Here is an 18,325-nt window from a genome sequence, read left to right as displayed (position 1 = left end):
CGAGTACTCATCGCACGGGACTCATCGGGTGCCCATCGGCTTCTGACCCGCTTCCTTGTCGACTTCGTCTGGGTGCGGCCGAGCGTGCTCGGTCGCGAGGGCCGGCGCCGTGCGGCGCCGACCGGAGGGTCTTCAGCGGCCCGCCTGCTCCAGGTGGTCCCGGACCCGCGTCAGGTCGAGAGGGCCGGCGACGCGCAGGGCGCGCGGCACGGCCCGCCGACGTTCGGCGAGCTCCAGGCAGGCGGGCGTCGGATGGATCCAGGCGCCACGCCCCGGCAGGCACGCACGCACGTCGGCGACGACCCGGGGCACAGCCCCGGCTTCGCCGTCCGACGGCTCGAGCACCAGCCGCAGGAGAGCGGACCGCAGGTCACGCACCCGGCACCCGACACACGTACGCACCGGCCCGGTCGTTCCCGGGGTGGTACGAGGGGATGTCGGATCCTGGGCGCGCGGCCCGGTCCCGGACAGTCTAGCGCTCCCGGCCACGTGCCGTTACCGGCCCCCGTCGACGTCCCCGCCGGGCGCCGCGTCGTCACCTGCGGCGTCGCCCGTCGCGGGGGCGTCCGCCGAGCCGCCCTCGTCCGACCGGATGTCGATACGCCATCCGGTGAGCTTTGCGGCAAGTCGGGCGTTCTGCCCTTCCTTGCCGATCGCGAGCGAGAGCTGGTAGTCGGGGACGACGGCTCGGGCGGCCTTCGCGTCCGCGTCGACGACGGTGACGGAGCTCACACGGGCGGGCGACAGCGCGTTCGCGACGAACCGTGCCGCCTCGTCGCTGTGGTCGACGATGTCGATCTTCTCGCCGTGCAGCTCGGCCATGACCGCGCGCACCCGCGAGCCCATGGGGCCGATGCAGGCGCCCTTGGCGTTGAGACCCGCGACCTTCGAGCGGACGGCGACCTTCGAACGGTGGCCCGCCTCCCGCGCGATCGCGGTGATCTCCACCGAGCCGTCCGCGATCTCGGGGACCTCGAGCTCGAAGAGCTTGCGGACCAGGCCCGGGTGGGAACGGCTCAGGGTGACCTGCGCGCCCTTCATCCCGCGGGACACCTCGACCACGTAGGCGCGCAGGCGCTCGCCGTGGGTGTACTCCTCGGTGGGCACCTGCTCGTGGGGCGGCAGGACGGCCTCGGTGCCGCCGACGTCCACGAGCACGACCCGCGGGTCACGGCCCTGCTGGATGACGCCCGCGAGGACCTCCCCCTCCTTGCCCCGGAACATCCCCAGCACCTGGTCGTCCTCGGCGTCGCGCAGCCGCTGGACGATGACCTGGCGGGCGGTCGCCGTGGCGATCCGCCCGAAGTCGGCGGGGGTGTGGTCGAACTCGGGGCCGAGCTCCACGGCCGGGCGGGCCTCCGGGTCCTCGGGGTCCGGGGTGCGGATCTCCTCGCGCGCCCACACGGTGACGTGGCCCGACTTGTGGTCGAGCTCGATGCGCGCGTGGGGGTACGCGTCCGGGGTGCGGTGGTACGCCGAGAGGAGCGCCTGCTCGATGGCGGCGACCAGGACGTCGAGGCTGATGTCCCGCTCCCGTTCCAGCAGCCGCAGCGCGCTCATGTCGATGTCCATCGTCAGGCCTCCTTGTGACGGGCGGAGCCCGTGGTGTCGTGGGTACCGGCCGGGTCGTCGCCCGCGCCGTCCTCGGGGTGGTCCTCGGCCGGGCCGTCGGACGCGTCGTCCGTGTCGGCGGCGTCGGGCCGCTTGAGCTCGACCTCCACCTTGCCCTTGCGCACGTCGTCGACGGCGACCCGCGTGCCGTCCTCGAGCACCAGCTGCGGGCCGGGGGCCTCGTCGACGACGTCGACGAGGCGGCCCTCGACCGTCCCGCCGTCGTGCAGCCGGAGCGTGACCAGGCGGGTGCGGGCGCGCTTGAAGTGGCGCAGCTCGGTGAGCGCCCGCGAGGTCCCCGGCGTCGAGACCTCGAGCGTGTAGGCGCCGGCGACGACGTCCTGCTCGTCGAGGGCTGCGGACAGGGCACGCGAGACGTCGCCGAGGGTGTCGGAGTCGACGCTGCCGACGGCGTCCTCGGGAAGGTCGACGGTGACACGCACGACGGACTTGCTCCCCGCGCGGGTCAGCACGACCCCCTCGAGGAAGAGCCCCGCGCCGGCGACCACCGGTGCGACGGCCGTGGCCACCGAGTCCGTCGTCGTGCGGCCGTGCTGCGCTGCCATCGCTGCCTCCCGTGGGTCACGTGGTTGAACTGCCGTGTGCTCCCCCGCGCCGGGACGTCCCGCGGCCGGTGTGTCGTTGTCGTCGTGCAGCGACCAGCGTAACGAACCAGGCGGACGGCACGAACCGCAAGCAGCCCGAACACCCCCGCCGACCGGCTCGGAGGGCGAACGTCACACCGGTGCGGCGACGCGCGTCCGCCTCCTCGCGCGGGCGTGGCATCATCAGCCTCGATGGACTCCTGCCCCTGCACCGCACCCTCTGCCCGCCGCGCCGAGCGCCGGCGGCGCGCAGCGGGCTCCGTCGCCCTGCTCCTGGCCGCCGGGCTCACCGCGGGGTGCGGGGTGCGGCTCGAGGCCCCGCCCCCGGCCGAGCCCGTGCCCGACGCCCTCGAGGTCGTGCGCCGCACCGCCGTGTCCGACGCCCTGCTGGTCGCCGACCGCGCCGAGCTGGCGCTCGAGTCGGTCCCGGTCGCCCAGGAGCGGATGATCACCGAGCTCAGCCGCGTCGCTGCCGACTCGCGCACGCAGGCGACCGAGCTGGGCGGCGTGTACGACTCCGGCCTCGCCGTCGACGACCCGTCGGTCAGCCCGGCCGGTTCTCCCTCCCAGGAGATCGCGGAGGTGCCCGACGTCGTGCAGGCGCTGGTCGACGCCGCCGCCCGGAGCCGGACCGCGGCGGGGTCGACCACGGACGGGCCGATGGCGCGACTGCTCGCGTCGGTCGGCGCCGCCCAGACGGTGTCGGCCGGGCGCCTCGCGGACCTGGCCGACGTCGCCGGGCCGGAGCCGGTGGACGCGCAGGTGCCGGAGCCGACCGGCGAGGGCCGGGCCGCCGAGCCGGGCTCCCCCTCCGGCAGCGGCACCCCCACCCCGGAGCAGTCGGAGGACGCCCCCACGCAGGACGCCCCGTCCGAGGGCGCCGACGGCGAGAGCCCCGACCCGGACGGGCAGGAGGACGGCGTCGTCCCCGAAGGCCTCACCGCGAAGGAGCTGAGCTCGCTGGTGGTCACGGAGGACTCCGCCGGCTACGCCATGCGGCTGCGCGCCGCGATCGCCGACGGCTCGCTCCGCGACCGCCTGCTCGCCCGCACCCGCGCCCACGGCGACCGGGCCCGTGGCTGGGCCGAGGTGGCCGGCACCCAGGACACGGCGCAGGACCCGCGCCGGGCGGCGTACGCCGTCCCGCGGGTCGCCGAGGAGAACGACAAGGCGCTGGTGCGCACGCTCGAGGACGGGCTCGCGACGGACTACGCGACTCTCGTCGCCCGCACCGCCCCCGGGACACGGATGGTGCTCGTCGACCTGCTCGTGGACTCCGCCGTCGCGCTCGACGACTGGGGCGCCGAGCCCGCGCCCTTCCCCGGCCTGCCGGAGCAGGCCGGGGACGACGCGGGCTGAGGCCGGCCCCGGCTCAGCCGAGTCTTCTGTCGGCCGAGCCTGCGGTTCCGCTACGGGCGAGTGCCTCGTTCCTCGGCCCTCACCCTGCGCTGCACCTCCGGCTCAGCCGAGGAGCTCGTCGACCCGCGCGACCGCGACGTCCACGGCGTCGGCCACGGGCACCTGCTCCGCCTGCCCCGCGCGGGGACGGACCTCCACCACGCCGTCCGCGAGGCCCCGCCCCACGACCACGAGCAGCGGGACGCCGAGCAGCTCGGCGTCGGCGAACTTCACGCCGGGCGAGACCTTGGGCCGGTCGTCGTAGATCACCTCGACGCCCGCGTCGACCAGCCCGGCCGCGATCCGCTCGGCGGCCTCGAAGACCTCCGAGCCCTTCCCGGTCGCGACGACGTGCACGTGGGCGGGCGCCACGTGCGCCGGCCACGCGAGGCCCTTCTCGTCGTGGTTGTCCTCGGCGATCGCGGCGACGGCGCGCGTCACGCCGATGCCGTAGGAGCCCATCGTCACCGTCACGGCCTTGCCGTTGACGTCGAGCACCTTGAGGTCCAGGGCGTCGGCGAACTTGCGGCCGAGCTGGAAGACGTGGCCCATCTCGATGCCGCGCGCGGTGGTGAGCACCCCGTCCCCGTTCGGGCAGGGGTCGCCGGGGCGCACCTCGGCCACCTCGATCGTCCCGTCGGCGGTGAAGTCACGGCCGGCGACGAGGTCGACGACGTGCCGGCCGGGCCGGTCGGCGCCCGTGACCCAGCGGGTGCCGTCCACGACGCGCGGGTCGACGAGGTAGCGGATCTTCGACTCGTTCTCCTCGCCGAGCGCGCCCGGGCCGATGTACCCCTTGGCCAGCGCCGGGCGGGCCGCGAAGTCCTCGTCGCCGAACGGGGCGAACTCGGCCGGGTAGAACGCCGCCTCCATGCGCTTGACGTCGACCTCGCGGTCGCCGGGGACGCCGATGGCGATCGCCTCGGTGGTCCCGTCCGGGAAGGTGAGGCGGAACAGCACGTTCTTCAGGGTGTCGGCGGCGGTCCACGGGCGGTCGTCGCGGCCGAAGCGCTCGTTGAGGTGGTCGACCAGGGTGTCGATGGTGGGCGTGCCCGGCGTCTCCTCGACGTGCGCCGCCGGGGCGTCGTCGAAGGGCACCGCCGCGGGGACGGGCGTGCGGGCCGCCTCGACGTTGGCCGCGTAGCCGCACTCGCGGCACTCGACGTAGGTGTCCTCGCCGATGGCGGACTTCGCGAGGAACTCCTCCGAGCGCGACCCGCCCATGGCGCCCGCGTGCGCCGAGACGATGACGTACTCGAAGCCCATGCGGTCGAAGATGCGCTGGTAGGCGGCGCGGTGCTTCGCGTAGCTGGCGTCCAGGCCGGCGTCGTCGACGTCGAAGGAGTACGAGTCCTTCATGATGAACTCGCGCCCGCGGATCAGGCCGGCGCGCGGCCGCGCCTCGTCGCGGTACTTGGTCTGGATCTGGTACAGCGACAGCGGCAGGTCCTTGTACGACGAGTACAGGTCCTTCACCAGGAGGGTGAACATCTCCTCGTGCGTGGGCGCGAGGAGGTAGTCGGCCTCCTTGCGGTCCTGCAGGCGGAAGAGGTTCGGCCCGTACTCGGTCCACCGGCCGGACTGCTCGTACGGCTCGCGCGGCAGCAGCGCCGGGAAGTGCACCTCCTGCGCGCCGATCGCGTCCATCTCCTCGCGGACGATCCGCTCGACCTTCGCCAGCACCCGCAGCCCCAGCGGCAACCAGGTGTAGATCCCCGGCGCGGCCCGCCGGATGTAGCCCGCGCGCACGAGCAGCCGGTGGCTGGCGACCTCGGCGTCGGCCGGGTCCTCGCGCAGCGTGCGCACGAAGAGGTGGGACAGGCGGAGCAGGTCGCCCTTGGGCTGACGGGCGGACGCGATCGACATGGGGGCCAGCCTAGCGGCGGCGCGCCACCCCTCCGCCCGCCGTGTCCGCACCGCGCGCGACCCCGGCCACGATGGCCGCGACGGCGGCCTGCTGGCACGATGACGACATGCCCGAGCTTCCCGAGGTCGAGGCGCTCGCCGGCTTCCTCGCCGAGCGGACGGCGGGGCGCGCCGTCGTCGCCGCCGACGTCGCCGCGATCGCCGCCCTGAAGACGTTCGACCCGCCCGTCACCGCCCTCGTCGGGTGCACGATCGCCGGCTGGACGCGCCACGGCAAGTGGCTGGACATGCGTGCCTCGCCGGCGGGCGGCGCCCCGGGCGACGACCTCCACCTGGTGTTCCACCTGTCCCGCGGCGGCTGGGTGCGGTGGAAGGAGCAGGCGCCGACCACGCCCGTGCGGCCGCGGATGGGCGGCGGGACGAAGGGCCCAGCGCTCGCGCTGCGCGTGCGGCTCGACGACGGGGCGGGCTTCGACCTCACGGAGGCGGGCACCCGCAAGCGGCTGGCCGTGCACGTGGTGCGCGACCCCGAGGAGATCGAGCAGGTCCGCACCCTCGGCGTCGACCCCCTCGCGGACGGCTTCGACGTCCCGGCGCTCGCCGGCCTCCTCGCGGCGAAGAACCAGCAGGTCAAGGGCCTGCTGCGCGACCAGCACGCGATCGCGGGGATCGGCAACGCCTACTCCGACGAGATCCTGCACGTCGCACGGTTCTCCCCGTTCAAGCTCACGCGGTCGTTCACCGACGCCGAGGTCGCCGCGCTGCACGACGCCACCGTGGCCACGCTGCGCGACGCCGTCGCGGCGGCCGCCGGCAAGCCCGCCGCCGAGCTCAAGGACGCGAAGCGGCGCGGCATGCGCGTGCACGGCCGCACCGGCGAGACCTGCCCGGTGTGCGGCGACGTCGTGCGCGAGGTGAGCTTCGCCGACCGCTCCCTGCAGTACTGCGCCACGTGCCAGACGGGCGGGCAGGTGCTCGCCGACCGGAGGATGTCGAAGCTGCTCAAGTAACGCCCGTCAGGCCGGCCCGACCGCCTCCCGCGACGCGACGAACGCGTCCACGCAGGCGCGGACCTGCTCGGGTGTGTGCGCCGCCGACAGCTGCACGCGGATGCGCGCCTTGCCGCGCGGCACCACCGGGAAGCTGAACGCGGTGACGTACACGCCCCGCTCCCCCATCGCGTCCGCCATCCTCGCCGCCAGCACGGCGTCGCCGAACATCACGGGCACGATCGGGTGCTCGCCGGGCAGCAGGTCGAAGCCCGCGTCGGTCATGAGCCGGCGGAACAGCGCGGCGTTCTCGGTCAGTCGGGCCCGCAGGTCCGCCGACCCCTCGACGAGGTCGAGCGCCACGAGGGTGCCCGCGACGATCGACGGCGCCAGCGTGTTCGAGAACAGGTACGGCCGCGCGCGCTGGCGCAGGAGGTCGACGATCTCGGCGTGCGCGGCGACGTAACCGCCCGAGGCCCCGCCCAGCGCCTTGCCGAACGTGCCCGTGAGGATGTCCACCCGGTCGGCCACGCCGCACAGCTCGGGCGTGCCCCGGCCGCTTTCGCCCATGAACCCGACCGCGTGCGAGTCGTCGACGAGGACGAGCGCCTCGAAGCGGTCGGCCAGGTCGCAGATCTCCGTGAGCGGGGCGAGGTAGCCGTCCATGGAGAAGACGCCGTCGGTGACGATGACGACGTGCCGCGCCCCGCCGTCGCGCGCCTCGACGAGCCGGGCCTCGAGGTCGGCCATGTCGCGGTTGCGGTAGCGGAACCGCGCCGCCTTGGACAGCCGGATGCCGTCGATGATCGAGGCGTGGTTGAGCTCGTCGGAGACGATCGCGTCCTGCGGGCCGAAGAGCGTCTCGAACACCCCGCCGTTGGCGTCGAAGCAGGAGGAGAAGAGGATCGAGTCGTCGGTGCCCAGGAAGCCGGCGAGCCGGCGCTCGAGCTCGCGGTGCTGGTCCTGCGTGCCGCAGATGAAGCGCACGCTCGCCAGCCCGTACCCCCAGGTGTCCAGGGCGTCACGCGCCGCGGCGACGATGCGCGGGTCGTCGGCCAGGCCGAGGTAGTTGTTGGCGCAGAAGTTGAGCAGCTCGGCGCCGTCGGCGCGGATGAGGGCGCCCTGCGGCCCGGCGATCCCCCGCTCGTGCTTGGTCAGCCCCGACCGCTCGATCTCGTCGAGCCGCTCGGCGACGTCCTGCTGGAAACGTCCGTACATCAGTGCGCCTTCTCTCCCTCGCCCGTCCCGGCGTCCGTTGCGGCCGGCCCGTCCGTCCAGTCCGTCCAGTCGAGCACGACCTTGCCGCCGTGGGCGGAGGCCGCCGCGGCGAACCCGTCCGCCCACCGGCTCGCCGGCAGGCGGTCGGTGACCACGGACGCGATGGCGGAGCGCAGGGTCTCGCTCGTGCGGAGCATCGCGTCCATCGCCTGCCACGTCTCGAACATCTCGCGGCCGTAGATCCCCTTGAGGGTGAGCATGTGCGTCACGACCGTGCCCCAGTCGACCGCGACCGGCTCCGACGGCAGACCCAGCATCGCGATGCGTCCGCCGTGGTTCATGTTCGCGATCATCTCGGGCAGCGCGCCCGGGGCGCCGCTCATCTCGAAGCCCACGTCGAAGCCCTCGCGCAGCCCCAGGTCGCGCTGCGACTGCGCGACGCGGCCCGTGCGCACGTCGACCGCCGCGTCCGCACCCATCGCCCGCGCCATCTCGAGCCGGTCGGGGCTGACGTCCGTCCCGACGACCAGGTGGGCGCCGGCGTGCCGGGCGACCGCGATCGCCATCAGGCCGATCGGCCCGCACCCCGAGACCAGCACGTCCTCGCCGATCACGGGGAACGCCAGCGCCGTGTGCACCGCGTTGCCCAGCGGGTCGAAGATCGCCGCGACGTCCAGGTCCACGTCCGAGTGGTGCACCCAGACGTTGGTGGCGGGGAGCACGATGAACTCCGCGAACGCCCCGTCCCGGTGCAGGCCCACGCCCTGCGTGCGGATGCACATCTGGCGGCGCCCCGCCCGGCAGTTGCGGCAGGTGCCGCAGACGATGTGCCCCTCGCCGGAGACGACGTCGCCCACGGCGACGTCCTGGACCATGGGCCCGACCTCCACGACCTCCCCGACGAACTCGTGGCCCGGCACCAGCGGCGTCGTGATCGTCTGGGCGGCCCAGTCGTCCCAGCGCTCGATGTGCAGGTCCGTGCCGCAGATGCCGGTGCGCAGCACCCGGATCTTCACCTCGCCGATGCCCGCGACAGGCTCGGGCCGGTCCACGAGCTCCAGCCCGGGCCCGGGGCCGGGCTTGAACAGCGCCTTCACTGTGCGTCCTTCGTCGGGTGCGTCCTCACGCGCCGTACCATCTCATGATCCGGACGGGACCGACGAACCGGCGCGCGCCTCGCCGGCCTGCTCAGAACAGGACGGTCGCGAACGTCCCGACCTGCTCGAAGCCCACCCGTCGGTACGTCGCCAGCGCCGGGGCGTTGTAGGCGTTGACGTACAGCGAGACCACCGGGGCGACGTCACGACGCGCCGCCGTCACCACGGCGGCCATCCCCGGCGCGGCCAGGCCGCGGCCGCGCAGCGCAGGAGCGACCCACACCCCCTGGACCTGGGCGACACCGCCGGCCACCGCGCCGAGCTCGGCCTTGAACGCCACCAGCGGGCCGCGCGACACCACCGGCGCGGGGACCGCGCGGCCCCGCGGCTCCAGGTGCACGAACGCGCGCCCCTCGGCCACCAGCGACCGCACCCGCAGCGCGTACGCACTGCCCGGGGTCGCCACCGGCGCGTAGCCGACCTCCTCCGCGAACATGCGCACGCAGGCGGGCAGCACGACGTCCAGGTCGTCCAGGGCGGCTCGCCGCACCTGCGGGTCGGGCGCCACGTCGGGATCACGGTCGATGGCCAGCGACGGCTGGTCGTCGCGCACCTCCCGGGCGGCCGGCCACACCGACGACAGGTGCTTCCACAGCGCGAGCGCCGCGGTGCGCTCCCCCACGATCGACGACGAGCGGCGGCCCTGCACCCGCGCCAGCCCCGCGAACGCCTCGATCGCATCCTCGGCGTCGCTGCCCGCCACCGTCCCGGGGACCACCGGCACCAGGTTGGCCCCCGACCAGCAGACCGCCTGCAGCGGCCCCTGCGCGGGGAAGCCCCACGCCTGCCCCCCGGCGGCGGCGAGGCCCGCCCGTGCGGCGAGCTCCAGCCGTGACGCGGCCAGCACCGCCGTCACCGGGTCCAGGGCACACACCCGCAGGGCCTCGGCGACGTCCTCCTCGGTGAGCACCCGGGCGCGGGGGCCGTCACGGCGCGGCAGGTCCGGGCGCCCACGCGCCCGCACCGCCGCCCGCCAGCCGCTCATCACGTCCCCTTCGCCGTCGTGCGCCGCCCCCGTGCCCGGGCGGTGTCGTGCGTCTCAGCCGGACCGTCTATCGGCCGAGCCTGCGGTTCCGCTGCGGGCGGGTGCCTCGTCCCTCGACCCCCACCCTGCGCTGCACCTCCGTCTCAGCGGACCGACACGACGGGGGCGCCCGCCTGGTCGTCGTTCTCCGGCGACGGCATCGTCTCGGCGATGCGCATGGCCTCCTCGATGAGGGTCTCGACGATCATCGCCTCCGGGACCGTCTTGATGACCTCGCCCTTGACGAAGATCTGGCCCTTGCCGTTGCCCGACGCCACGCCGAGGTCGGCCTCGCGCGCCTCGCCGGGGCCGTTGACGACGCAGCCCATGACCGCGACGCGCAGCGGCACCGTCATGCCCTCGAGCCCCGCGGTGACCTTCTCCGCCAGCGTGTAGACGTCCACCTGCGCCCGCCCGCACGACGGGCAGGAGACGATCTCCAGCTTGCGCGGCCGCAGGTTGAGCGCCTGCAGGATCTGCGTGCCGACCTTGACCTCCTCGACCGGCGGCGCCGACAGGGAGACGCGGATGGTGTCGCCGATCCCCTGGCTGAGCAGCGCACCGAAGGCCGTCGCGGACTTGATCGTCCCCTGGAACGCGGGCCCCGCCTCGGTGACGCCGAGGTGCAGCGGCCAGTCGCCCCGCTGGGACAGGAGCTCGTAGGCGCGGACCATGACGACCGGGTCGTTGTGCTTCACCGAGATCTTGAAGTCGTGGAAGTCGTGCTCCTCGAAGAGGCTCGCCTCCCACACGGCGGACTCGACCAGCGCCTCGGCCGTCGGCTTGCCGTACTTGGCCAGCAGCCGCTTGTCGAGGGAGCCGGCGTTGACGCCGATCCGCAGCGAGACCCCGGCGTCGGAGGCCGCCTTCGCGATCTCCTTGACCTGGTCGTCGAACTTGCGGATGTTGCCCGGGTTCACGCGCACGGCGGCACAGCCGGCGTCGATCGCGGCGAACACGTACTTGGGCTGGAAGTGGATGTCGGCGATCACCGGGATCTGCGACTTCGTGGCGATCGCGGGCAGCGCCTCGGCGTCGTCGATCGTCGGCACCGCGACGCGCACGATGTCGCAGCCCGCGGCGGTCAGCTCCGCGATCTGCTGAAGCGTCGCGTTGATGTCCGTCGTCGGGGTGGTCGTCATGGACTGGATGCTGATCGGCGCGTCACCGCCGACCGCGACCTTCCCCACCTGGATCTGGCGGGTCTTGCGGCGCGGGGCCAGCGTGGGCGCGGGCGGGGCAGGCATACCGAGGTTCACTGCAGTCACGGTGCCAGTATCGCGCGTCCGGCGGGGTGGTACGCACCCGGGCGCGTGCGAGAGCCCCCGGGCAGGTCGTTCAGCGCGGGACCGTCACATCAGCTGCACAGGATCGACGACGTCCGCGATCATCAGCAGCGCACCGGTCCCGATGAGCACGACGAACATCACGTACGCCACCGGCATCATCCGCGCGACGTCGGCGGGCGCGGGCCGGGGCAGGCCGCGCAGGCGCGCGAGCGTGCGCTTCAGCCCCTCGTAGAGGGCGTTGAGCACGTGCCCGCCGTCCAGCGGCAGCAACGGGATGAGGTTGAACACGAAGAGCGCCACGTTCAGCGAGGCGAGCAGGCTGAGCAGCACCTGCAGCGTGGCGACGACGGGCGCGTCCGCCGCGACGACGTCCACCGCGAGCCGCCCCACCCCGACGATGCTCACGACGCCGTCGGCGGACCGCTCCTCGTCGGTGAAGGCCTGGACGGCCGTCTGCGCGACCTGCACCGGCAGGGTGACGATGATCGCCGCCGTCCCCGACACCATCCGCCAGGTCTCCGACGGGACGCTGGACAGCGGCAGGGGCTCGTGCTCCTGGGTGGGCGTCATGCCGAGGAAGCCGGCGGTCTCCGTCACCGGTTCGCCGGCGGCGTCGGTCTCGGGGACGCCCTCGGCGTCGAGGACCGGCACCTGACGCTCCGCGGTCGTCACGGTCAGCGGGACCTGCTCGCCGTCGCGCTCGACGACGACCGGCACCTCGGTGTCCGGCGCGGCGGCGATCAGCCCCGACAGCTGGTCCCACGACGTGACGGCGGTGCCGTCCCACTCGACGATCTCGTCGCCCGCCTGCAGGCCGGCGACCTCGGCCGGCGACGGCGCGGCGTCCGCCCCGCAGACCGGCTCGCCCTCGGCCGTCGTGGACGTCGGGGTGCACTCGCTCACCGCGCCGACCGTCGTCGTGACGGCCGGCATCCCGATCCCGACGAGCACCACGAACGTCAGCACGACGGCGATGACCAGGTTCATCACCGGGCCGCCGAGCATCACCACGAGCTTCTTCGGCGTGGACAGGTGATAGAAGGCCCGCCCCTCCTCGCCCGGGCGGATCTCGCTCACCGACGCCTCCCGCGCGTCGGCGACCACCTGGCCGAAGAAGCCGCGCGCGGGACGTGCACCGGCCGGCGCGGGCGGCATCATGCCGACCATCCGCACGTAGCCGCCGAGCGGGATCGCCTTGACGCCGTACTCCGTCTCGCCCTTCTTGCGCGACCACAGCGTCGGCCCGAAACCGACCATGTACTCGCTCACGCGCACGCCGAACTTCTTGGCGGGCACCATGTGCCCGACCTCGTGCAGCGCGATCGAGACCACGATCCCGAGCAGGACCACGGCGATGCCGACGACGACGGAGAGAACGTCCACGGCCACGAGCCTAGGTCACCGGCACCACCGTCCGTACCCGCGCCGGGGCGCCCGTGTGCAGGGATCGTCAGGAGCGCGCGAGGATCTCGTCGGCGCGGGCCCGGGCCCACTCCTCGGCGCCCTCGACGGCCTCGAGCGTCACGTCGCCGGAGGCGACGCCCTCGTGCTCGCCCAGCACCCGCTCGACGGTCTCGACGATGTCGAGGAAGCCGATCCGCCCGGCCAGGAACGCCGCGACGCCCTGCTCGTTCGCCGCGTTGTACACCGCGGGGTGCGTCGCCGACGCCGCCGCTGCGGCGCGGGCCAGGCCGACGGCGGGGAACGTGGCCTCGTCGAGGGGCTCGAAGGTCCACGACGCCGCCTGCGTCCAGTCGCACGGCGGCGTGACGACGTCGAGCCGCTCGGGCCACGACAGCCCCAGCGCGATGGGGAGGCGCATGTCGGGCGGGGACGCCTGCGCGATGGTCGAGCCGTCGCGGAACTCGACCATCGAGTGGACCACGGACTGCGGGTGCACGACGACGGTGATGTCGTCCACCGGCACGTCGAACAGCAGGTGCGCCTCGATCAGCTCGAGGCCCTTGTTCATCAGCGAGGCCGAGTTCACGGTGACCACCGGCCCCATGGACCAGGTCGGGTGGGCCAGGGCCTGGTCGGCGGTGACGGTCTTGATCTCGTCGCGGCTGCGGCCGCGGAACGGCCCGCCGGACGCCGTGAGCACGATGCGGCGGACCTCGTCGCGCGCCCCGCCGCGCAGCGCCTGCGCGATCGCCGAGTGCTCCGAGTCCACGGGCACGATCTGGCCGGGCGCGGCCGTCGCCTTCACCAGCGCGCCGCCGACGACGAGCGACTCCTTGTTCGCGAGCGCCAGGCTCGAGCCGGCAGCCAGCGCGGCGAGCGTCGGGCGCAGCCCCACGGAGCCGGTGATGCCGTTGAGCACGACGTCGTCCCCGCGGCCGGCGAGCTCGGTCGCCGCGCCCGGGCCGGCGACGACCTCGACCGTCGCGGCGTCGGGGCCGAGCCGGGCGACGAGCGCGTCGCGCAGGGCCTCGACCCTGCTCTCGTCCGCCACGCCGACCGCACCCACCCCGAGGCGCGCGGCCTGCTCGGCCAGCAGCGTGACGTCTCCCCCGCCGGCGCTGATCGCCGTGACCCGGAACCGGCCCGGATGGGCCTCCACGACGTCGATCGCCTGAGTACCGATCGAACCGGTGGAGCCGAGGAGGGTGACCGTGCGGGGCGTCGTGGCGGCAGACATGGCGCCCATCCTCCCAGGTGCGCGCAGCTGGCCGGCCGCTCCGCGACACGCCGCGACATTGCCGGGATTTCACCCGCTCTGGTGCTTGACTTCCGAACGGCGGGCCTGATCGCCCGGTCGCGCCGACGTGTGATGCCGGTTACGTTCGCAAACATGCGTACTTATCGCGTGATAGTCGGCAAGCGTCCCGTGGCCGCTCTCGCCGGGATCGTCGCACTCGTGACGGGAGCGGTCGTCGGCCTGGCCGCACCGGCCGTCGCGGACGACGACGGCGAGACCCACCGGATCTTCGCGACCCGCGAGGGCCTGGTGGGCAAGCACACGGCCAACGGCCACAAGATCACCAAGCGGGACCACTTCGTGGCGCTCCCCTCCCGGCGCGCCCTCTCCGCCGAGGGATCGGGCGCCTTCAGCGTCCGGGTGTGCCGGGCCGACTCCACCCGCTGCGAGTACGCACCGGTGTGGGACGTCGGCCCGTGGAACACGACCGACGACTACTGGAGCGCCACGCGGCACGCCGCACGGGACCTGCCGAAGGGCACGCCGCAGGCCTCGGCCGCCTACCGGCTCGGCCACAACGGCGGGCGGGACCTCTTCGACCGGAAGGTCACGAACCCCGCCGGGATCGACCTCGCGGACGGCACCTTCCGGCAGGGTCTCGGGCTGCGGCACAACGCGTGGATCGACGTGACGTACCTGTGGCAGGGGTCCGCCCGCACCGGGATCGTCGTGACCGACGGCCGTACCCTCAACGTGCGCACCGGGCCCAGCGCGTCGCACGCGCGGGCCGGCCTCGCGGCCAACACCGCCCGGGTCCCGCTGCTGTGCCACGACCGCGGCCAGATGATCACCGGCAGCCGCGGCACGACGAACCTCTGGTACAAGATCGGCGCCGGCAACTGGGTGTCGGACGCCTACCTCAACACGGGGACCGGCGCCGCGGTCGCGCCCGCCTGCTGACCTCCGGGGACGCTCAGACCTCGGCGGACGACGGCTGGGCCGCCACGCCGTCGCCGGCGTGGCCCGCGGTGCCCGGCCTCGACCACGGGCGCGCACCCACCCACAGCGCGACCGCCGTCGCCCCGACCAGCACGGCGGCCGGCACGGGGAGCGCGCCGGCGCCGGCGTCCGCCACCACGAGGGACGCGGCCGCGGCCCCGACGGCGATCCCACCGTTGAACACCACCGGGATGAGCGCGCCCGCCGTCTCCCGCCGCGACGGTCCGCCCAGCCGCAGGATCAGGGTCTGCGCCAGCGGCGGCAGCGCGCCCGAGGCCACGCCCCAGGCCACCACCACCGCCGCGCCGAGCGCCGGGTGCACGTCGACCGCCACGAGGCCGAGCAGGGCCAGCGCGGTGCCTGCCGCGCTGAGGGCCAGCGCCGGCGCGGTGCGGGCCCCGAACTGGCCGGCGAGCACCACGCCGAGCGCCGACGCGAGCCCGAACACCAGGAGAAGAGCGCTCATGCCCCCGGGCAGGGCGGCCGCCGGCGCCTCCACGATCCGCGTGACGTAGGTGTATGCGCCGTAGTGGCCCACGAGCAGCACGCCGACGAGCACCGTCACCGTGATCATCGGGCCCGGTCCGGCAGGCCCCGCGGCCGGCCCGCTGCCCGCGCGAACGTCCGCGGCCCCGTCGCCGCCGGACCCCGGCGCGAGCTCCGGCCGGCGCGCGACGACGGACCGCACCAGGACGGCGACCACGAGCGTCAGGACGCCGAGGCCCGCGAACGCCGCACGCCAGCCCACGGCATCCGTGACCAGGCTCGCGAGCGGCGTGCCGAGCACCATCCCGAGCGTGGCCCCGCCGAGCACGACCGCGACGGAACGGGCCAGGAGGCGGTCCGGCACGAGGTCGGCCACGTGCGCGTTGGCGCTGGCCCACAGCAAGCCGACGGCCGCGGCGCCGAGGAGCCTCGCGCCGACCGTGACCCCGTACGACGGCGCCAGCGACGTCGCCAGGGACGACGCGGCCAGGACGACGAGCGCCGCGGCGATCACCGACCGCCGGTCCCGCCCGGACACGAGGCGCACCAGGGGGAAGCTCGCGACCACCACCACCGCGGCCCACACGGAGACGAGCAGCCCGGTGCGCGACTCGGCGACACCGAGACCGGCGCTCATCTGCGGCAGGACGGCCGTGGGGAGCATCTCCGCCGTGACCATGGTGAACGTGGCGGTGCCGAGCACCAGCAAGGACGGCCACGGGAGCGAGCCCGTCGAGGTTTCTGTCGTCATGCCGACGACGCTAGAGTTTGACATTGATGTCAATGTCAAGCGTGACCCACGTCACGTTGTCCACAGCACGGCCATGGACGGCAGGGGCACGGACGGCAGGTCACGCAACGGCGGGAGGCACGGGATGAAGATCGGCGAGGTCGCGCGGCGCACGGGCGTGGCGCCGAGGCTGGTGCGGTACTACGAGCAGCAGGGCCTGCTGGTCGCCGAGCGGGCCGCCAACGGCTACCGCACGTACTCCGAGGCGGACGTCGTGCGCGTGGACCGCGTCGCGGGCATGGTCCGGGCGGGCATGCCGACCCGGCTCATCAAGGTGCTCCTCGACATGGAGCAGGCGGCGGCCGAGGACCACCCCACGTGCCCGCGGACCGTCGCCGAGCTCCTCGCGTCCGAGCTGGGCGGCATCGAGGACCGCATCGCGTGCCTCACGCGCAGCCGCGACACCATCCGGGAGTTCCTGGAGCGCACGGAGCACGCCGCCCTGATCTCCGAGCGTGCCGCCACGGCGACGGGCTGACCGGCGCCGCAGCGTCTCACTCGACGCCGAGCAGCACCTCGGTCGCCCGGGCGAGGAACCGGTCGACGGACGCCTCGGCGTAGGCGTCGGCGCCCTTCGCGCGGCCGAACGTCGCCGAGCGGACCTCCGCGGCGGTGAGGGGCTCCTGCCGGTCGAAGTAGGCCACGAGCCGGTCGCACAGCGCGTCGACGTCGTCGACGTCGTACCCCTGCTTGCCACGCTCGGCGGGGGCGAACTTCTCCCCGTCCGGCCGGCCGAGGCGCCCGTAGAGGGTGCGCGCCCGGTCGGCCAGCGCCGCCATCCACGCGTCCTGGCCGTGCGCCGCCACGTACTCCGCGCGCTGGCGCGCGATGAACGCCGACTCGAGCCGGTCCAGGGCCTGGTCGACCTCGTGGGTGTCGTACCCGCGGCGCACCAGCTCGAAGGTCGCGGACTGGATGTCCGCGTGCGTCAGCGGCTCCGGGGTCCGGCCCTCGTAGGCCTGGCGGGCATGGTCGAAGAACTCGTCGACCTCGTCCTTCTCGTACCCGTTTCGCAGCGCGGAGACCGTGCTGAACAGGGAGCTCACTCGTCGTCCTCCTCGGCGGCCAGCTGCCCGCAGGCGCCGTCGATGTCGCTCCCGCGGGTGTCACGGATCGTGGTGGGGATACCGTGCCCGCGCAAGCGTGCCACAAACTCGTCCTCGACCGCACGGTCGCTCGCGGTCCAGATGGAGCCCGGCGTGGGGTTCAGGGGGATCGGGTTGACGTGCACCCAGCCCCGGCCGCGGGCGTTGAGCTTCTCGCCGAGCAGGTCGGCCCGCCAGCCGTGGTCGTTCATGTCCTTGATGAGCGCGTACTCGATCGAGACGCGGCGGCCCGTCACCTCGAAGTAGTGCCGCGCGGCGTCGAGCGCCTCGTCGACGCTCCACCGGGTGTTGATCGGCACCAGCTCGCTGCGCAGGTCGTCGTCCGGCGCGTGCAGGCTCAGGGCCAGGGTCACCGGGATGCCCAGGTCGGCGAGCTTGAGCATCGCCGGCACCAGGCCCACCGTGGACACCGTGATGTTGCGCGCCGACATCCCGAAGCCCTCGGGCTCGGGCGCCACCAGCGTCTTGACCGTCTCGATCACGGCGCGCGGGTTGGCCAGCGGCTCGCCCATGCCCATGAACACCAGGTTGTTCAGCCGCGCAGGGCCGCCGGGGATCTCCCCCGAGGCGAGCGAGCGGAACGCCGCCCGCACCTGCTCGAGGATCTCCGCCGTCGTGAGGTTGCGCGTCAGGCCGAGCTGACCGGTGGCGCAGAACGGGCAGGCCATGCCGCACCCGGCCTGCGACGACACGCACAGCGTGGTGCGGTTCGGGTAGCGCATGAGCACCGACTCGACCTTGGCGTCGTCGAAGAGGTGCCACAGCGTCTTGACCGTCGTGCCGCCGTCGGCCTCGAGCCGCCGCGTGGGCCGGATCAGGGGCGGGAACATCGTCGTGGCCAGGGCCTCGCGCGTCGCCTTCGGCAGGTCCGTCATCTGCTCGGGGTCGGACGTGTAGTGCTGGAAGTAGTGCGTCGCGAGCTGCTTGGCCCGGAACGGCTTCTCCCCCATCGCCTCCACCGACGCCACGCGCTCGGCGGACGTGAGGTCGGCGAAGTGCTTCGGCGGCTTGCCGCGGCGCTTGGGCGCCATCTGCAGCGGCATCGGCGCGGTCTGGTCGGACGGGCGTACGGCGGGGACGCCGAGGTCCGTCGCGCCGGGCGCCGGCGGGGCCGTGGAGGCGGGGCGTGCGGTCATGGGAGTTCCT

The 18,325-nt window shown here is 74.1% G+C and carries 17 protein-coding genes; 4 read left to right on the top strand and 13 right to left on the bottom strand.

The annotated features are described in order from the left end of the window. Positions 1-132 precede the first annotated feature (132 nt). The 3 genes from IEW03_RS09010 to rimP all read right to left on the bottom strand — a co-directional run bounded on the left by IEW03_RS09010 (position 133) and on the right by rimP (position 2,177). The gene (locus IEW03_RS09010) at positions 133-402 is read right to left on the bottom strand and encodes a YlxR family protein (protein ID WP_268236088.1); all 270 of its coding nucleotides are present in this window, start codon (positions 400-402) and stop codon (positions 133-135) included. A 93-nt stretch (positions 403-495) separates the two neighbouring features. After that, positions 496-1,572 (bottom strand): transcription termination factor NusA, encoded by a 1,077-nt coding sequence (gene nusA, locus IEW03_RS09005; protein ID WP_188523331.1) that lies wholly within the window; start codon positions 1,570-1,572, stop codon positions 496-498. A 2-nt stretch (positions 1,573-1,574) separates the two neighbouring features. Continuing rightward, positions 1,575-2,177: a ribosome maturation factor RimP gene (rimP, locus tag IEW03_RS09000; protein WP_188523330.1), complete on the bottom strand. Its 603-nt coding sequence runs from the start codon at positions 2,175-2,177 to the stop codon at positions 1,575-1,577. A 231-nt stretch (positions 2,178-2,408) separates the two neighbouring features. On the opposite strand from rimP, the gene IEW03_RS08995 reads away from it, so the two are divergent. Further along, entirely contained in the window at positions 2,409-3,575 is a 1,167-nt protein-coding gene (locus IEW03_RS08995; RefSeq protein ID WP_188523329.1) for a DUF4439 domain-containing protein, read from the top strand. A 102-nt stretch (positions 3,576-3,677) separates the two neighbouring features. Here the strand turns inward: IEW03_RS08995 and IEW03_RS08990 are convergent, their stop codons facing one another. Next, positions 3,678-5,480 carry a proline--tRNA ligase gene (locus tag IEW03_RS08990; RefSeq protein WP_188523328.1) on the bottom strand — a complete coding sequence of 601 codons (1,803 nt, stop codon included), beginning with the start codon at positions 5,478-5,480 and terminating at the stop codon, positions 3,678-3,680. Between the two features lie 107 nt (positions 5,481-5,587). Here IEW03_RS08990 and IEW03_RS08985 point away from each other — a divergent pair, with 107 nt between their 5' ends. Continuing rightward, positions 5,588-6,490, top strand: coding sequence for a DNA-formamidopyrimidine glycosylase family protein (locus IEW03_RS08985; RefSeq protein WP_188523327.1), 903 nt, complete (start codon positions 5,588-5,590; stop codon positions 6,488-6,490). 6 nt (positions 6,491-6,496) lie between these two features. Here IEW03_RS08985 and IEW03_RS08980 read toward each other — a convergent pair whose 3' ends face one another. The 6 genes from IEW03_RS08980 to dxr all read right to left on the bottom strand — a co-directional run bounded on the left by IEW03_RS08980 (position 6,497) and on the right by dxr (position 13,798). Next, complete coding sequence (locus tag IEW03_RS08980) at positions 6,497-7,687, bottom strand: glycine C-acetyltransferase (RefSeq protein WP_188523326.1); 1,191 nt, start codon at positions 7,685-7,687, stop codon at positions 6,497-6,499. Further along, a complete protein-coding gene (tdh, locus tag IEW03_RS08975; RefSeq protein WP_188523325.1) occupies positions 7,687-8,784 on the bottom strand; it encodes an L-threonine 3-dehydrogenase in 1,098 nt (365 codons plus the stop codon). The genes IEW03_RS08980 and tdh overlap by 1 nt, the downstream gene beginning before the upstream one ends. Positions 8,785-8,875: 91 nt before the next feature. Continuing rightward, a complete protein-coding gene (locus IEW03_RS08970; protein ID WP_188523324.1) occupies positions 8,876-9,829 on the bottom strand; it encodes a GNAT family N-acetyltransferase in 954 nt (317 codons plus the stop codon). Between the two features lie 143 nt (positions 9,830-9,972). Then, positions 9,973-11,115, bottom strand: coding sequence for a flavodoxin-dependent (E)-4-hydroxy-3-methylbut-2-enyl-diphosphate synthase (ispG, locus tag IEW03_RS08965; protein WP_188523479.1), 1,143 nt, complete (start codon positions 11,113-11,115; stop codon positions 9,973-9,975). A gap of 105 nt (positions 11,116-11,220) precedes the next feature. Further along, a complete protein-coding gene (locus tag IEW03_RS08960) occupies positions 11,221-12,540 on the bottom strand; it encodes a M50 family metallopeptidase (RefSeq protein WP_188523323.1) in 1,320 nt (439 codons plus the stop codon). A 67-nt stretch (positions 12,541-12,607) separates the two neighbouring features. After that, the gene (gene dxr / locus IEW03_RS08955; RefSeq protein WP_188523322.1) at positions 12,608-13,798 is read right to left on the bottom strand and encodes a 1-deoxy-D-xylulose-5-phosphate reductoisomerase; all 1,191 of its coding nucleotides are present in this window, start codon (positions 13,796-13,798) and stop codon (positions 12,608-12,610) included. A gap of 153 nt (positions 13,799-13,951) precedes the next feature. Here dxr and IEW03_RS08950 point away from each other — a divergent pair, with 153 nt between their 5' ends. Further along, positions 13,952-14,758, top strand: coding sequence for a DUF8814 domain-containing protein (locus tag IEW03_RS08950; protein ID WP_188523321.1), 807 nt, complete (start codon positions 13,952-13,954; stop codon positions 14,756-14,758). A 13-nt stretch (positions 14,759-14,771) separates the two neighbouring features. Here the strand turns inward: IEW03_RS08950 and IEW03_RS08945 are convergent, their stop codons facing one another. Next, on the bottom strand, positions 14,772-16,034 hold the full coding sequence (locus IEW03_RS08945) for an MFS transporter (RefSeq protein WP_229737853.1): 1,263 nt from the start codon (positions 16,032-16,034) through the stop codon (positions 14,772-14,774). 124 nt (positions 16,035-16,158) lie between these two features. Between IEW03_RS08945 and IEW03_RS08940 the strand changes: the two genes are divergently transcribed. Further along, positions 16,159-16,551, top strand: coding sequence for a MerR family transcriptional regulator (locus tag IEW03_RS08940; protein ID WP_188523319.1), 393 nt, complete (start codon positions 16,159-16,161; stop codon positions 16,549-16,551). Positions 16,552-16,567: 16 nt separating this feature from the next. Here the strand turns inward: IEW03_RS08940 and IEW03_RS08935 are convergent, their stop codons facing one another. Together IEW03_RS08935 and rlmN are read right to left on the bottom strand one after the other, a co-directional pair. Continuing rightward, on the bottom strand, positions 16,568-17,119 hold the full coding sequence (locus tag IEW03_RS08935; protein WP_188523318.1) for a DivIVA domain-containing protein: 552 nt from the start codon (positions 17,117-17,119) through the stop codon (positions 16,568-16,570). After that, positions 17,116-18,315, bottom strand: a complete 1,200-nt coding sequence (rlmN, locus tag IEW03_RS08930; protein WP_462937367.1) for a dual-specificity RNA methyltransferase RlmN — start codon at positions 18,313-18,315, stop codon at positions 17,116-17,118. Before rlmN ends, IEW03_RS08935 begins: the two co-directional genes overlap by 4 nt. Between the last annotated feature and the right edge of the window lie 10 nt (positions 18,316-18,325).

The organism is Isoptericola cucumis (genome assembly GCF_014635665.1).
Taxonomy (GTDB): domain Bacteria; phylum Actinomycetota; class Actinomycetes; order Actinomycetales; family Cellulomonadaceae; genus Isoptericola; species Isoptericola cucumis.
This window is presented reverse-complemented; position numbering and strand designations above follow the sequence as displayed.

What these genes read in the sequence shown, in the direction of transcription:
- IEW03_RS08940 (WP_188523319.1), top strand. Translation starts at nt 16,159, where the DNA reads ATGAAGATCGGCGAGGTCGCGCGGCGCACGGGCGTGGCGCCGAGGCTG.
- IEW03_RS08990 (WP_188523328.1), bottom strand. Translation starts at nt 5,480, where the DNA reads ATGTCGATCGCGTCCGCCCGTCAGCCCAAGGGCGACCTGCTCCGCCTG.
- IEW03_RS08950 (WP_188523321.1), top strand. Translation starts at nt 13,952, where the DNA reads ATGCGTACTTATCGCGTGATAGTCGGCAAGCGTCCCGTGGCCGCTCTC.
- IEW03_RS08970 (WP_188523324.1), bottom strand. Translation starts at nt 9,829, where the DNA reads ATGAGCGGCTGGCGGGCGGCGGTGCGGGCGCGTGGGCGCCCGGACCTG.
- ispG (WP_188523479.1), bottom strand. Translation starts at nt 11,115, where the DNA reads ATGCCTGCCCCGCCCGCGCCCACGCTGGCCCCGCGCCGCAAGACCCGC.
- rimP (WP_188523330.1), bottom strand. Translation starts at nt 2,177, where the DNA reads ATGGCAGCGCAGCACGGCCGCACGACGACGGACTCGGTGGCCACGGCC.
- nusA (WP_188523331.1), bottom strand. Translation starts at nt 1,572, where the DNA reads ATGGACATCGACATGAGCGCGCTGCGGCTGCTGGAACGGGAGCGGGAC.
- IEW03_RS08985 (WP_188523327.1), top strand. Translation starts at nt 5,588, where the DNA reads ATGCCCGAGCTTCCCGAGGTCGAGGCGCTCGCCGGCTTCCTCGCCGAG.
- IEW03_RS08995 (WP_188523329.1), top strand. Translation starts at nt 2,409, where the DNA reads ATGGACTCCTGCCCCTGCACCGCACCCTCTGCCCGCCGCGCCGAGCGC.
- IEW03_RS08980 (WP_188523326.1), bottom strand. Translation starts at nt 7,687, where the DNA reads ATGTACGGACGTTTCCAGCAGGACGTCGCCGAGCGGCTCGACGAGATC.
- dxr (WP_188523322.1), bottom strand. Translation starts at nt 13,798, where the DNA reads ATGTCTGCCGCCACGACGCCCCGCACGGTCACCCTCCTCGGCTCCACC.
- rlmN (WP_462937367.1), bottom strand. Translation starts at nt 18,315, where the DNA reads ATGACCGCACGCCCCGCCTCCACGGCCCCGCCGGCGCCCGGCGCGACG.
- IEW03_RS08945 (WP_229737853.1), bottom strand. Translation starts at nt 16,034, where the DNA reads ATGACGACAGAAACCTCGACGGGCTCGCTCCCGTGGCCGTCCTTGCTG.